This window comes from Paenibacillus luteus (assembly GCF_006542765.1).
GTDB lineage: Bacteria > Bacillota > Bacilli > Paenibacillales > Paenibacillaceae > Pristimantibacillus > Pristimantibacillus luteus.
This window is the reverse complement of sequence record NZ_SKCD01000057.1, coordinates 1-15,752: the sequence shown is the minus strand read 5'-3', so window position 1 is coordinate 15,752 and position 15,752 is coordinate 1. Positions and strand designations below refer to the sequence as shown.

General features: G+C 46.9%; 12 protein-coding genes. 11 read left to right on the top strand and 1 reads right to left on the bottom strand.

All coding sequences use genetic code 11. From position 1 onward, the window contains the following. Together E0496_RS30090 and E0496_RS30085 are read left to right on the top strand one after the other, a co-directional pair. On the top strand, positions 1-2,759 hold a 2,759-nt coding region (locus tag E0496_RS30090), incomplete at its 5' end, for an S-layer homology domain-containing protein (protein WP_141505659.1). Between the two features lie 250 nt (positions 2,760-3,009). Beyond that, on the top strand, positions 3,010-4,242 hold the full coding sequence (locus tag E0496_RS30085) for an acyltransferase family protein (RefSeq protein WP_141505658.1): 1,233 nt from the start codon (positions 3,010-3,012) through the stop codon (positions 4,240-4,242). Between the two features lie 30 nt (positions 4,243-4,272). Here the strand turns inward: E0496_RS30085 and E0496_RS30080 are convergent, their stop codons facing one another. Beyond that, complete coding sequence (locus E0496_RS30080) at positions 4,273-5,472, bottom strand: MFS transporter (protein ID WP_241675039.1); 1,200 nt, start codon at positions 5,470-5,472, stop codon at positions 4,273-4,275. A gap of 122 nt (positions 5,473-5,594) precedes the next feature. Between E0496_RS30080 and E0496_RS30075 the strand changes: the two genes are divergently transcribed. From E0496_RS30075 to E0496_RS30035, 9 genes are all read left to right on the top strand, one after another. Then, positions 5,595-6,197 carry a TetR/AcrR family transcriptional regulator gene (locus tag E0496_RS30075; protein ID WP_141505656.1) on the top strand — a complete coding sequence of 201 codons (603 nt, stop codon included), beginning with the start codon at positions 5,595-5,597 and terminating at the stop codon, positions 6,195-6,197. Positions 6,198-6,344: 147 nt separating this feature from the next. Beyond that, positions 6,345-6,917: a TetR/AcrR family transcriptional regulator gene (locus E0496_RS30070; protein WP_206669914.1), complete on the top strand. Its 573-nt coding sequence runs from the start codon at positions 6,345-6,347 to the stop codon at positions 6,915-6,917. Positions 6,918-7,007: 90 nt separating this feature from the next. Further along, complete coding sequence (locus E0496_RS30065) at positions 7,008-8,210, top strand: YhgE/Pip domain-containing protein (RefSeq protein ID WP_141505652.1); 1,203 nt, start codon at positions 7,008-7,010, stop codon at positions 8,208-8,210. 586 nt (positions 8,211-8,796) lie between these two features. After that, complete coding sequence (locus tag E0496_RS30060) at positions 8,797-9,630, top strand: alpha/beta hydrolase (protein WP_141505650.1); 834 nt, start codon at positions 8,797-8,799, stop codon at positions 9,628-9,630. Between the two features lie 35 nt (positions 9,631-9,665). Beyond that, entirely contained in the window at positions 9,666-11,144 is a 1,479-nt protein-coding gene (locus tag E0496_RS30055) for a CE1 family esterase (protein WP_141505648.1), read from the top strand. A gap of 76 nt (positions 11,145-11,220) precedes the next feature. Beyond that, positions 11,221-12,072 carry an alpha/beta hydrolase gene (locus E0496_RS30050; RefSeq protein WP_206669913.1) on the top strand — a complete coding sequence of 284 codons (852 nt, stop codon included), beginning with the start codon at positions 11,221-11,223 and terminating at the stop codon, positions 12,070-12,072. A 61-nt stretch (positions 12,073-12,133) separates the two neighbouring features. After that, entirely contained in the window at positions 12,134-13,168 is a 1,035-nt protein-coding gene (locus tag E0496_RS30045; protein ID WP_141505644.1) for a LacI family DNA-binding transcriptional regulator, read from the top strand. A gap of 31 nt (positions 13,169-13,199) precedes the next feature. Further along, positions 13,200-14,696: a sucrose phosphorylase gene (gene gtfA, locus E0496_RS30040; RefSeq protein WP_141505643.1), complete on the top strand. Its 1,497-nt coding sequence runs from the start codon at positions 13,200-13,202 to the stop codon at positions 14,694-14,696. A gap of 44 nt (positions 14,697-14,740) precedes the next feature. Beyond that, a complete protein-coding gene (locus tag E0496_RS30035) occupies positions 14,741-15,622 on the top strand; it encodes an alpha/beta hydrolase (protein WP_421924796.1) in 882 nt (293 codons plus the stop codon). The last annotated feature ends 130 nt before the right edge of the window (positions 15,623-15,752 follow it).

Genomic DNA, 15,752 nt, shown 5'->3' with positions numbered 1-15,752 from the left:
CGCCGAATACGCTAGCAGCGACAAGCAATGAGAACGGAACGCTGTATTTGGTGCTAAAGTCGGCAACAATAACAAATAAAGCGAGCTTGGATGCGGAAGTTAGCGGAAGCAGAGGAACGAGCGTAGCGGCGACAGCAGCAAGTGCTGCGGCAATCCCGACTACAGGCTTAACGGCTGGCACATATGTGGTCTATGCGGTCGATGCAGCAGGAAACGTATCTACGGCATCTGCGGACGTGACCCTGACGAACCCAGACATAACCGCCCCAACGTTATCTGGAGTGGGTACGAGTGTATTGACGCCGAATACGCTAGCAGCGACAAGCAATGAGAACGGAACGCTGTATTTGGTGCTAAAGTCGGCTGTGATAACGAATAAAGCGAGCTTGGATGCTGAAGTTAGCGGAAGCAGAGGAACGAGCGTAGCGGCGACAGCAGCAAGTGCTGCGGCAATCCCGACTACAGGCTTAACGGCTGGCACGTATGTGGTCTATGCGGTCGATGTAGCAGGGAACGTATCTATGTCATCTGCGGACGTGACCCTGACGAACCCGGATGTGACCGCACCAACGTTATCCGGAGTGGGTACGAGTGTATTGACACCGGATACGCTAGCAGCGACAAGCAATGAAAGTGGTACGCTGTATTTGGTGCTAAAGTCCGCTGTGATAACGAATAAAGTGAGCTTGGATGCGGAAGTTATCGGAAGCAGAGGAACGAGCGTAGCAGCGACAGCAGCAAGCGTTGCGGCAATCCCGACTACAGGCTTAACGGCTGGCACATATGTGGTCTATGCGGTCGATGCAGCAGGGAATGTATCTACGGCATCTGCGGACGTGACCCTGACGAACCCGGATGTGACCGCCCCAACGTTATCCGGAGTGGGTACGAGTGTATTGACGCCGAATACGCTAGCAGCGACAAGCAATGAGAACGGAACGCTGTATTTGGTGCTAAAGTCGGCTGTGATAACGAATAAAGCGAGCTTGGATGCTGAAGTTAGCGGAAGCAGAGGAACGAGCGTAGCGGCGACAGCAGCAAGTGCTGCGGCAATCCCGACTACAGGCTTAACGGCTGGCACGTATGTGGTTTATGCGGTCGATGTAGCAGGGAACGTATCTATGTCATCTGCGGACGTGACCCTGACGAACCCAGACATAACCGCCCCAACATTAAGCTTAACGAGTGCAAGTGCAACGACCCAATCCACGACAACATTAAACTTTGTTTCGGATGAGGCAGGAACATACTACTTCTTAGTCTACGCAGCGGCGGATGCAGCACCGAATGTGGCAAGCATTACAGCACAAGGGATTTCTTTAGCCAAAGGAACAGCGCCAGCAGTGGCAGCGTCGAACACGGCTAGCGTAACTGGCTTGTTGGCGTCCACATTATATAAGGCATATGTTATTGTCAAAGACGCCTCGGGCAATGCTTCGGATGTAGCGACTATTTCCGTAACAACGATGGCACTACCAAGTAACAATAATATTTCGTTACCAGACACCCGGACTGATATAATGATCAACGGCAAGGTTGAGAAAGCAGGAACGGCAACAATAACCCAATTGAATGGGCAAACAGTAACGACAGTTGTAATCGATTCGAAAAAGCTGGACGAGAAGCTTGCAGTGGAAGGCGAACATGCTACGATTACGATTCCAGTGAATACAAAGTCCGATGTCGTTTTCGTAGAGTTTGATGGTCTGATAGTTAAAAGTATGGAACAAAAGCAGGCGATCATTGCCATCAAAACAGAAAATGCGACGTATACCTTGCCTGCACAGCAGATCAACATTAGTTCGATATGGAATCGACTCGACAAAAACGTGTTTCTTCAAGATATCAAGCTACAGATTGGCATTTCTAAACCGACTACGGACATAGTAAAACTTGTGGAAAACTTGGCAGTCAGGAGCGGGTTTACCGCTGTCGTCCCGCCGCTCGACTTTACTATAAAAGCCAAATACGGAGATAAGATAATTGAAGTGAACAAGTTCAGTGCTTATGTGGAAAGAACCTTTGCGATTCCTGTTGGAGTAGATGCTAACAAAATTACAACTGGGATTGTTATTGATCCGGATGGAACTGTTCGTCATGTACCGACCAGAATTGTAGTCAGCGATGGAAATTATTATGCTAAAGTGAACAGCTTTACAAACAGTACGTATTCCATCATATGGAATCCTATAGAGTTCAAAGATGTGGCGCAGCATTGGGCGAAAAATGCGGTGAATGACATGGGGTCGCGCATGGTTATCAGTGGCGTTGGGAATGAACTGTACAAACCTGATCAAGATATTACTCGCGCAGAGTTTGCAGCAGTTATCGTTCGAGGATTAGGACTGAAGCTGGAGAATGGTACAGGTCCATTTAAAGATGTTTTGACCACAGATTGGTATAGCAGCGCGGTACAGACTGCTTACACTTACAAATTAATCAACGGGTTTGAAGATGGTAACTTTCACCCGGCGGACAAAATCACGCGAGAGCAAGCGATGACGATAATCTCGAAAGCGATGAAATTAACTGGTCTCGAAGTGAACGTAGGTGGCCTCCAAACATCAGGAGAATTGCTGAGTCGCTTCACAGATGCGAGTAGCGTCTCGGAGTGGGCGGAGAGCAGTATTATCGACAGCTTGCAGGCAGAAATCATTACCGGGAGAAGCAGCACGCAACTTGCGCCAAAAGCATATATTTCCAGGGCGGAGGTCGCAACCCTCGTTCAGAAGTTGTTGAAAAAGTCTGGACTAATTTAAAAAGGTAGGAAATTTAGGGTTGTTTCTTTAGCGGATAATCTATTGCTCGAGAAATAACCCTACTTTTTAGTGAATGATATTACACACGAATAAGATACGTATCTCATACAAGCTGATCAAACTTATCATACAGCGGTTAAAAAAGTATTTCAAAAAGCAATTGGTTATTCTTTTTTAGTTGTATAATACCCCCTGTGTGGGAGAGCGATTGCATGTTATAATAGTTCTTTTCATGTTATAAGGGGGAAAAATGAATAAAGAGACATCTGAAAAAAAGCTATTCTATTTGGATGGCATTAGGGGACTCGCGGCATTTGCCGTAGTTATCGCGCACTATATACAAGTATTTTATCCAGCTGCATTAAATGGAAGAGCGGAACAAGCTCATTTTAAATGGGATATCTGGTACGGTCATTCTCCGATTAATTTATTTTATAATGGACAATTTGCCGTTTGTTTGTTTTTTGTGCTAAGCGGTTATGTGCTCAGTGTCAAAATGTTTGAAACAGAGCTCGATAATGACACCTTCCAAAAATTGTTGCATTCCAGCGCCATACGAAGGTACATTCGGCTTGCCGTGCCGGCAGCGGTATCCGTATTGCTTGTGTACCTTGCCATTATTACAAATGCCTTTCATCTCCAAGGAATATGGGGGATTACGTGGACGGATATGAAAAAGGACTACTACGCTTTAGATACAAATCTATATACCGTTATCAAAGCTGCTATTTTTGATCCGTTTTTCCGTTTTAATGGGCATCCTTACAATCCAGTCCTTTGGACAATGGGCTACGAGCTATTAGGTTCTTTTTTAATTTTCGGTTTTCTAGCTGTATTTGGACGGGTGAAAAAAAGATGGATTGTGTATGTGGTCTTGTCCGTCGCGTTTATTCAAACTTATTTTGTCGCTTTTTTGTGGGGGATGCTGCTGGCAGATTTGCTCAAGCACAAATGGGTCCAAAGTAAGTTAGCGGCAATCCTTGTGCTTTTCATGGGGATTTACTTAGGTTCGGCGCCTTATACTTCGTTAATGGGGACCATGTATGAACCCATAGAAGTGTGGACAAACCATATCAACCAATGGATTCAATTTAACATTGACTCACGGATGCTTGCACGAACCTTAGGCTCTGCTATGATTTTGTTTGCTCTGCTTCGTATAAAAGTGCTGCAGCATGTGTTTGGTTGGAAACCGTTTGCTTATTTGGGGCAGATTTCGTTTTCCCTTTATCTCATTCATTTCACATTCCTAAATACGTTCTCTGCGTTCCTGTTTAGTAAAATGATTCATCATTATAGTTATAATCTTGCCTATGCCATTACGTTTCTAGTTTCCATGGTACCCTTATTTATTTTGTCGCACTATTACATGAAATATATCGATCAAGGTGCATTAAAACTGGCTCGAACAGTTGAAAAGAAAATGATGGCATCAGCCTCAACCTCAACACCAACCATAAAACAAAAAAACACGTCCATGTGATGTGTTTTTTTGTTTATATTGGCTGAAGTCCTAACTGGGGAAACCGTGTCTCTTGGCACGCCAAGCGACAATCAGGGCAATAAGAAGCAGAATCAATAAGACACCGGGGAACGACTGGGCTCCAATAAGCTCTAGTAAGGTGCCCCCTGCAATCCCTCCGGCAGCTATAGCCAGATTCCATACGGTTGTGTTGATCGGCATCACGATATCTACGCCATCTTCACCGCTCGCTTCGGCAAGTGCCGTTTGCAGCAGAGTGGCTGCACCGCCGAAGGTAAGTCCCCACAGCGCTACCGCCGCATAAACGAACAAGGCTGACGAGGCTCCCGTCCATAGTGCGGCGGATACCAGCAGGAATCCGAGCAGACTGATCAAAATGAGCAGGCGTAGATATCGGTCAATCAGCAAGCCTACTATCCAAATGGATACAAGAGCAACTATTCCAAAGACTAACAAAACAACACTCACTTGTCCTTTAAGTCCCAAATGCTCAAGAAACGGAGCAATATACGTATATAAAATATTGTGTGCCAGCATCCATGTCAGGACTACCATAAGAATCGGACGAATTCCGGGCAAAGCGAACACCTGTCCGACCGTCATTCTTTGTTCAGCAGGCTGCCCTGGATAATCCGGTACTTTCCATAGTACCCAAGCGATTAAAACAAGCGTTAAAACTGAAATAAGTCCGAAAACGAGACGCCAACCGATGATGTCGCCGAGAACGGTACCCGCTGGAACCCCGAATGTAAGGGCAATCGGAGTACCCACCATCGCGACAGCCAAAGCTCGGCCTCTTAAAGCATCCGGTACCATGCGCCGCGCATAGCCGGCCACCATTCCCCATGCCGCACCGGCAGACACACCAGCGAAGAAACGGGCAATAAGCGTTAAGGCATAGCTGCTTGACCATGCGGTTACCGAATTGAAAATAAGAAATCCAACTATGATAGCGATTAATAACGGACGGCGCCTTAATCCGCCAGTAAACATGGCAAACGGAATAGCTGCCACGATGGAACCAATAGCATATGCCGTTACGAGCTGACCTGCCATCCCTTTTGTAATGCTGAGCCCTTCGGCGATATGGGGGAGTAACCCAGCCGGTATGGTTTCTGTAAAAATACAAATAAATCCTGTCATTGCAAGTGCGAGTAGTGCTAGCCAAGGAAGTCTGGCTGTGATCTTGTTCGTTTGAACCGCACTCACTGATGATGAAAATTGAGACAACGTAATTCCTCCTTGTAGTGTATTTATTTATGGATCGATCATTCCATATGTTAAATTCATTGTTTGTCCTTGTCAAGGACTTTTGGATCGATTAGTATAAAAGTAATAAAGGAGGTCATTTTATGCCACGAACAGGCCGTCCTCGCGCTTTTAATCGCGACGAGGCTGTTGTTGCCGCGATGCTTTTGTTTTGGGAACACGGCTTTGAGTCTACTTCACTTGCTCAGCTGCGCGCTGCGATGGGAAATATATCAGCTGCGAGTTTTTACGCTGCGTTCGAATCCAAGGAAGCTTTGTTCCGTGAAGCAGTGGACATATATATATCCACTTATGGACAGGTATCGGAAAGCTTCAGAGATAGGAGCCTGACACCGAGAGCAGCCATTGAGCAGGGATTACGTCGATCAGCACGGATGCAGACAGAAGGTTCCCATCCTCTTGGCTGCCTTTTGGTATTGTCCACTGTGACTTGTTCACTAGAGCTAAACCACATCCAAGATTTGCTCCTAAAAGAAAGACAAAAGGTTCGCAGCTGGCAGAAAGAGTGTATAGAACGGGCCATAGCAGAAGGTGAGTTGCCCGATTCTACGGATATCTCCATGCTTGTTACCCTAGTTGACACCTTTCTTAGAGGCATTTCTTCACAAGCAAGGGATGGCGTTCCGATTGAGGACATTGATGCTGCTATCACACAGCTGATGCGCATATGGGATACACTGTCGTAAGTGCGGGAGGATTGAGGAAGGGCTTATTTCAAATTGACAAGGAATGTATACGACAGTATAATTGGTTGAACGAACGTTCGGTCAACAGGCGAGGAGGATAATGCGTTGGAAGGTACGACAAGGAAAGAACAGGCTATAGCTACGAGAGTGAAGCTGCTGGAGGCTGCCAAGTCACTGTTTGCAGAAAGGGGCTACGAAGGTACGCCAGTGCGAGAAATAAATAAACAAATAGGCAAAGGCGTTGGCATTCTTTATCATTATTTTCCTGGTGGCAAACGAGAAATTTTATCCGTTCTTTTGCAGGAGAGCATGGCGCGTCGCAAGCATGAGCTTAAACTTACCGCTCAAGCTATTGAAGAACTAGAGCTAAGAGAAGCTTTGCTTAGGTTTAGTAGGCGATTCCATGAAGTTTTTATGGCGGATATCGATATTTTGCGAATCATGGTTCGCGTCAGTGATTCCCTCGATCTGAAGGAGCAACAAGAATTAACGGATATGATTAAGCAGCAAACGCAAATATTTGCCGAATTTCTGCATAGAAGAGAGCAAAAGGGAGAAATTCGAAATTTAGATTACACGATGGCAACCAGACAGTTTTTTTCAATGATGATGCAAACTTTAGTATCAGAGCTCGGTATGGTCAAAATACAGTGGGAAGATACGGAGACATACTTGGAGAAAATTGTGGATTATACGATAGATTTATGGAGGAAGCCATAGGTTGGCCTTCTCCACAAAATTTTTTTGCCATTACATTGAACAAACGATCAATCAACCAATTAATGAATTGAAAAAGAGGAGAACTGCACGATGTCCATATTCAAACAAAAGCTAGTCGCTTTGCTTCCTGTCCTTGTTATTGCCATTGTTTTTATTTTTAGCCTTACCATGATTCCTTCCATTAATCCACATCCGGAGAACTTGCCGATTGCTGTGGTAAATGAAGATGCTGGTATAGATATTCCAGATCAAGGCCACGTGAATGGCGGAGAAAAGCTGCTTGAGGGAATGCAAAGCGCATTGTCTGAGAAGAATAACGGAGGAGAACCTACGGCTAAATGGATTACAGTCGACAGTATAGAAGCTGCTACGCAAGGTCTGAACGATAAGAAGTATTATGCAGCAGTTGTTATACCGAATAATTTTAGCGCGAATCAAGCGACTCTCCAGACGACAGCACCGGAATCACCTAAGGTGCAGATTTATGTGAGCCAAGGCGCAAATATGACAGCAGCGAATGCGGCTTCACAGCTGCTCAGTGGTATGATCGATGGCTTGAATACCCAGGTTCGCACGCAGCTCATGGCAGTCTTGGAGCAACAGGGAGGCTCCATTAATTTGAAGCAGGCAGCTATGCTTGTATCCCCAATTATCAAAGAGGTCACGATTCTCAATCCCGTAGGCACCAACAGCGGAAATGGAAACGGTCCTGTTACCTTGTTTCAGCCGCTCTGGATCGGTTCGATGATTGGGGCAGTCATTATGCTCATCTCCAAAAACAAGCTAAAATTCATCAAGCCTAAGCAAAAGCTATTGTCTCATGTGGCACATGTGTTGTGGGGAGTGTTAATCTCCATCATTGTCGGGTACGGACTAACATGGTTTGCAAGTTTATGGGGCATGAACATTGCTCATTTCAACCAAACCGCATTAATTTTAGCTATTAGCTATTTTAGCTTCTTCATTATGATATCTGCCGTCTTGTCTTGGACGGGTATAAGTGGGATGGGTTTCTTCGCCTTGTTCTTATTCTTTGGGGCTCCTCTGCTGAGTTTTGCCCCGGAATTTCTGTCGTCGTTTTACCGTGACTATATCTACTCATGGTTACCGATGCGATTCATGGTTGAGAGCCTGAAGGATCTTTTCTACTTTGGAAAAGACATTAGTCTCAGCGGTTCGACTGGCGTATTGCTTTCGATTGCCGTTGTTGGTATTTTAGTATTGTTTAGTTCATCCTTAAAGCCTTCTAAGAAGGCTGATGTGAAGAAAGCTGCAGTGAGTACAGCTTCGTAGTAGTCATTTCACAGGAATGAAGGGGCCAGAGCGCTTGCATGGCATGCAAGAGGTGAGCGGTTAGATCCCACTAGCCTCTCCACCATACTTTAAATCAGAAACGGCAGAGATGCCGTTTTTTGCGTTTATTTTCCTTACTTATTATTCACGACGTGCATTAATCGTGCAGCGTTGCATGTTAGAATAGTTCTTCTCATGACAGATTTTATCCAGCTGCGTTAATTAGAATACCGCAACAAGCTCCTTTTAAAGGGGATACTTAAATCCCCTGAGACCTTGCGAAATCAAAGCTTTGCGGAGATATTCTCATGGAATGATCATGTGCCTACTAAAGCATAATAAATGCAATGAAAAAAATCAGTGTAAAATACATCCAAAAATATGAAAAAGGAAAAATGTAATAATTAAATGTGCTAAATTTAGCTGAAATAAATCTAATCAACCACTACTTTAGCTATTTACAGTGGAAAAATAATGTCTTAAACTGAATTTGTAGCTGAAATATTGGTTATACCATTGCTAAATTTAGCAAAAATAATGTTGAATATCTCTGTGAAAAATTATTTATTGTTAGGGAGTGATGCGAGTGTCTATTGCAACCTTGAATTTTGAAAGTCATTATTTAATGTCCAATCATGAGATTACGGTCATTTTGCCGAACAAGCCCCGTAATATTTTGGCTAAAAACTATTATGAGAGCGGAAAGAAATACAAGGTGCTGTGGCTGCTGCATGGAACGTTTGGCGATCACACTGATTGGCTGCGCCGAACAAATATTGAACTATACGCTTGTGAAAAAGATTTGATAGTAGTGATGCCAAGCGCTCTCAACAGCAATTACTCCAACTGGAATTCTTGCATGATGGGATTTAGCATGTTCGATTACTTGACGGAGGAGTTGATGCCGTTAATCTACAACTGGTTTCCGGCATCGGATAAGCGGGAGGACAATTTCATAGCGGGCTTGTCCATGGGCGGCCGCGGGACGATCAAATATGCGGTCAATCATCCGGAACGATTCGCGGCGGCCGCCGTGTTGTCTGCAGCACCTGTTGAATACGGCAAGCTGACAGAGGAGGATTTGCAGCAGGATGATATGTTTACGCAGCGTCTGCGCGGTATGGTGGAGAATGCGGGAGGGCTTGAGTCATTCGTAAAATCCGAAGAAAATGTATGGTCAATTATGAATTCGCTTTCATCCAGTGGGAGGCTGCCACGACTTCTGTTCGCTTGCGGGACGGCGGATACGATGATCTACGAGAATCTCAAAATATTTAGGGATCACGCCGACAAAATCGGGATCAAAGCGGATTACTGGACGTTAGAAGGTTATGGACATGAGTGGCGATTCTGGGATTTGGCTATTCAGAAAGCACTTCAATTTTTTGGTCTTGAGGATACGGGCGCTAGTCCGTTCTAGATTATGCACCATCAGGAAAGAGGGGATGAAAGAGGATGGAAGATAAAATCGTAATTACGCCAGGGACGCCGGATGACAATAATAGAGACTATTTGCCTGAGGCGATTAAAGGCTCCGATCTGGTTGTAAATGAAAACGGTAACAATTCGCAGGTTTATCCGGAGAGACTAGTGGAGTATAAGGACATCGTTGTCAACGGCATTGAGGATACATGGTATGAATACATCCCAGCATCCTATGACGGAAGCAAGAAGGTGCCGCTGGTTGTGTCCATGCACGGCGGGCTGATGACAGGCTGGGGACAGGCGATTTATACATCATGGACATTAGTGGCCGATCGCGAAGGATTTATTGTACTTTTCCCCAGCGCGGGCTTGAGGCGGTTCTGGATTGTGGATTGCGAGAAAGAGAAGCTAGAGGCTGCGGCTACTCCTCGAGAGGATGGCATCTACATCAATATGCCGCCCGAGCATCCCGAAGACAATCATGATATGAACCTCGTGCTCGGACTTGTTGATCGTCTGAAAGCGAAATACGAGATCGATGAAGGCCGCGTCTTTATTCAAGGCATGTCCATGGGTAATATGATGACAAGTCAAATTGCACGTTATTACGGTAGTGTTTTTGCGGGTAAAGCGGGTTCAGGTGGCCCTTCCAGTCCCGCTCTTCTGTTCGACGAGCAGGATGAGACGATAAATCGCGGCGGGCCGCTGGCGGTTTGGCAGACCAGACTGGAGCATGATATGACTCCCCCTCATTTCAAGGGAGATACGGAATATGTCGTCCGTCGCAATCGTGAATATTGGTGTCGAATCAATGGGTGCGACAGTTTGCCGGAGATCAGCATTGTCGGGGAGGATAATTTCGCATTCTACACAGGCGCCAAAGCGGATCTGGTCTTTCGGGATGTCAAAAATCGCGATCATGGTCAGACGTTCGATGATGCCGAGGTGGTATGGGATTATCTATTTTCTGGTGTTCGGAGAACGACGGACGGAAGCATTGTTCGGGAGCAGCCGAATATCTCAAGACAGGGAGACGGTTGTGCGGTTGTTTTAATGGAAGGCAGTAGCAAGGCATACATCAACAACCGTCTGGTTACGATGAGCGGTCCGGCCATCACAAGACAAAAGCTGAAATACCACGGACTTAACGGCGACAGCATCGTGAGGGGCGAATATTTGTGCGTGCCGGTGTCCTTTGCGGCAGAAGTATACGGCGGTCGATGTACATTCTCAGAAGGCGGCCTATCGGCAGAACTGACCTTGCCTGGTGGACGAAAGCTGCAATTTGCCCGCGGGAGCATTGGCTGCGTCGTAGACAACAAGGTGCAAGCTATGTTATGCGAAGCGGTATTTCAGAACGGAGAGCTCTATGTTCCAATTCAGTGGATCAGCCAAAGTCTGTTTAATCATTTTGCTTCTTCTAGCGAGGGCGTGTTGTATATGACGGATCATTATGCCATTCTATCCAAAAATATGGCGCATCTGATTCGGGACGAAATATTGGGCTAAAGGGAAGTTCGGTGAGCATGTACAGCATTGGGATTGAACATGAGGGTGAGGGTGATGCCGTTTGGCAGTGTTGAGAATGAATTTTCTATCGCAATCGCTTGGCATGCAAACAAATGTTACCGTGTGCTTACCAACATACAGCTTTGCGGACAGTATGGAAGGCAAACAGGTAGAGTACGTTCGAGGGATGACCTTCCAGACCTTATATTTGCTGCATGGTGGGAGCGGAGATGACGGGGATTATGTTAATTTCACCAACATTGTCCGTTATGCGGACAAATACAAGGTGGCTGTCGTAATGCCGAGCGTACACAACTCCTGCTATACCGATACCGAGGATGGGGCAAAGTATTATACGTATGTTGCGGAAGAACTGCCCAAGCTCTGCGAAGCTTTCTTCCCGTTGTCGCTTAGAAGAGAAGATAACTTTGTAGCCGGATTGTCCATGGGCTCACATGGCGCGATGAAGCTGGCTATGCACTATCCTGAGCGTTATGCGGCTGCGTTGATGATGTCGGGTGCCTCATATCGGCCAGGTGTTCCAAGCATGGTCAGGACAATAAACGGCGAATTCGATTTTGAGACGGATATGAAAATCCCAGTCGGGGGAGGCTTACAGGCTAAGCTGGTAGATCCCGCCTTTATCCACGGAACAGTAAACGATGTTTACGCCGCCGCGCTACGAAATGTAGAAGAAGAAAAGCTATTGCCCAAGCTGTTTTTCCGTGTCGGCGACAGTGATCATGCCTTGTATCGGACCCTGCTCGCCGAACAAGATTTGCGGAAATGGGGATATGACACAAGGCTGGAGGTAGTAGCGGGCATGGGGCATGAATGGGATTTATGGGATGAGTCGTTGCAAGTCGCGATGTCTGAGTGGCTGCCGTTGCGAAGCGAACCGATTTACCCGGAGAAGTTCGGATCATAGCACATTATGACACCGTTTCGCTGGTGTGGATTGGATCACATTGTCGAGGAGGGAGGGATTCATGGTGAAACGCAATCAGACGGTAGGCGTCAAGCAAATTGCCGAAGCGTTAGGGGTATCGTCCAGCACGGTTTCGATGGTGCTGAACAACAGGGGCGGTGAATTCCGCATTGCAGATACGACCTGCGAGAGGATCATCCAGACGGCCAACGAGCTTGGCTATCGGCATGAGGCGCGAATGAAACGCAAGAAACGCAGCTTTAACAGGACGCTGGTTTGTGCTTTTTGTCCGCCGGATTTCGACAAGGGTCCTACTTCACAATTTTATGCTGGCATTAATCGGTATCTAAACGAGCTCAATCTCAAATATGAAACGATCGTCTTTCCCTATGAACTGGGGAAGCTGAAGGACAAAATCTCGTTTATCTCAAAGGAATTTATATCCGGAGCGATTATGATGGCGCTTACCGAAGAAGATATTGCCTTTATCGAAAATACAAAGTTTGATATTCCTGTTGTCCTGTTTAACCGTACTGCTAAAGGTTATTCTTCCGTCCTGACTGACGATTATACGGTTGGACACAGCGCAATGGAGCATTTTATAAGACGCGGGCATACTCGCTTCGGGATTGTCTCGCCCAATTACTCCAGTCGAGCACTCAGCCTCCGTTCCACGGGTTATCGGGACAAGCTTAGAAGCAGCGGCATGGAGGCGGATGAAGCCTATTCCTTTACGACAACTTACGGAGACGCAAGCGATGCGGGAGGTTATGCCGCCATGGAGGAAATGCTGCAATCCGAGAAGTTGCCGACAGCCTTGTTCGTGTCGATCGACAACATGATGAGTGGCGTGACCCGCCGGGTTCGAGAGCGTGGAATCCGAGTGCCGGAGGACCTCGAAATCATCTCTTATGGGAGCATGGCGTTTAACAATATCGTAAGTCCGACGATTACGAGCTTCGTTCCGTCGTCAGAGGAGATGAGCTATAACTGTGCGAAGCTGCTGCATCGCTTCATCGAAGATGGCGTCTGGAATGATAATGTGAAGATGAGCTTTGAGGCGACATGCGTCTATCGCGAAAGTTGCCCGGAATGAAATAGACCAAATATAAGAATGGGAGAGCATCATGAAAAAAATAACAAACCGAATTATGTTAATTACTTATGCGGATAGCATGGGAAGTAATCTTAAGGATTTGCAGCAAGCGCTTACAGGGCATTTCGAAGGTGTCATCGAAGGGGTACATATTCTGCCCTTCTTCCCTTCATCCGGAGACCGCGGATTTGCGGTTATCCATTACGACACGGTTGATTCAGCTTTCGGCGACTGGGAAGATATTCGCGACATTGGCGAAAGATACTACTTGATGGCGGACTTCATGATTAATCATGTATCTATTCGAAGCGAAGAATTTCGGGATTATATGGAGCGTGGCGACGCTTCCCCTTACAAGGAAATGTTCGTTCATTGGGATGCGTTCTGGCCTAACGGCGAACCGACGGAAGAAGAGTTGGAAACGCTGTACAGGCGGAAAATGCAAGGACCTTATAAGGAGTTTACGCGTCAGGACGGCAAGACGGTCAAATTGTGGAACACTTTTTTCGAAGAGCAGGTCGATATCGACCCGTGGGCGCCAGCCACACAGCGTTACTATGAGCGGAATTTAGGAAGGTTGGCAGAATATGTGCCTTTAATCCGCTTCGACGCTTTTGCGTACGCTTCCAAAAAAACCGGGACCAGCTGCTTTTTTGTTGAACCAGAGGTATGGGATGTACTGGACATCGGCATGAAGCCGCTGGAGCGTCATGGGACGGAGATGCTGCCCGAAATTCACGAAAACTACAAAATTCAGTTGAAGATGGCGGAGCGGGGACACTGGGTGTATGATTTTGCGCTGCCGATGCTGATGCTGCATGGTCTGATGACCGGCCGCACCGATCGGTTGGTGAATTGGATGAACATTTGTCCACGCAAGCAATTTACGACACTAGACACGCATGATGGCATCGGTGTTGTCGATGTAGCGGGACTTCTGGACAATGAAGAAATCGATCTGGTCAGGGAACGGGTCAACGCGAAAACTGCAGATCTGCAGCAATATATTCAGTTGCCGTCCGGCATAATCAAGATGTCAGGGGAAAAAGCGAGACAATACCAGATGATGAGCACCTATTACTCGGCGCTTAACGAGGAGGATGCTGCCTATTTGCTGGCACGAGTCGTCCAGCTCTTCGCGCCTGGCATCCCGCAGGTCTATTACGTGGGATTGCTCGCAGGCGAAAATGATATAGAGTCACTCAAGGCTATTGGAGAAGCTAGAAGCGTCAATCGCCACAATTATACGCTAGAGGAGATTGCCGATCGCGTACAGCATCCTATGCTGCAGCAATTGTACGCCATCATGCGATTTCGCAACAGCTGCCAGGCATTTGACGGCGAGATTCAAATCGATCAGAACACGGAAAACGGAAACCTCGGCATCACATGGAGACAGGGTGAGTATTGGACGACGCTCAGGGCAGACTTCCGGACGAGGGCTTTCGAAATTTCATATGGCATTGGCGACGAGTTCCCGCAGGTGTTGTTCTGTAACGATAGCCTGACAAAGGAGGCAGAAGAGTGAGTTTTATAAGTAGAGTGGATGCCGAATTGAGAGAAGGATTGGGGATGCTGCCGGTTCTCAAGCTACCTGATGACCTTTATGAAGTCAGAAAATTCAGTCCATTACCACGTGAAAAGGCTGATGATGTGCGGGAGACTGACCTTTTCATCACTGGAGCGGGAGGCCAGGGTATGTTGGTCAAAAGCTATGAACCGGCCGAGAGAACAGAAGAAGATCTGCTCTCGGCAGTACTTTGGATTCATGGGGGTGGTTATATACTTGGGCATCCTGAAGCGGAAGGCGCACTATGTGAACAGTTCGTGCAGAATGCTGGTTGCGTTGTTTTCGCTCCTGATTACCGGTTGGCACCTGAGCATCCCTATCCGGCAGCACTTGAGGACTGTTATACGTTGTTATGCCACATCGTGAGCGATGCTGCGGAATATCGCATTGACGCATCGCGTATTGCGGTCGGCGGCGGGAGCGCTGGCGGCGGTCTAGCAGCGGCGCTTGCTTTGCTGGCAAGAGACAGGGGCGGTCCGGCGCTATGCTTCCAGATGCCTCTGTATCCGATGCTTGATGATCGCAACGAAGCCCCCTCTACACATGAGGATATGGATCCTGCAGTATGGAACCGCGAGAACAATAAGGCGGCTTGGCGCATGTATCTCGGCGAGTCAGGCGAGGGAAGTCCTTATTCCGCACCGAGTCGCGCAACTGATCTTAATGGTCTTCCTCCGGCTTACCTCTGTGTAGGCCAGATGGATTTATTCCGAGATGAAAGTATCTCCTATGCAGCCCGTCTGGCGCAGGCTGGCGTAGACGTTGAACTGCATGTGCATCCTGGTTGTTATCACGCAAGTGAACTGTTTATACCGGATACGCAAATCAGTAGACGTATCCGATTGGAATATGTGGATGCAATGGTGAGAGCGTTGAGTAAATAGGCGTAATAGGAGCTATTCCTGTAATGAAGTAATTTGAGCTTTGAATGAAAAATGCACCTCTAGTATACTGGGAGTCGTTCCGTCCAAAGAACAAACCCACATACGAAAAGAGGCGCACAATTGAAGTATA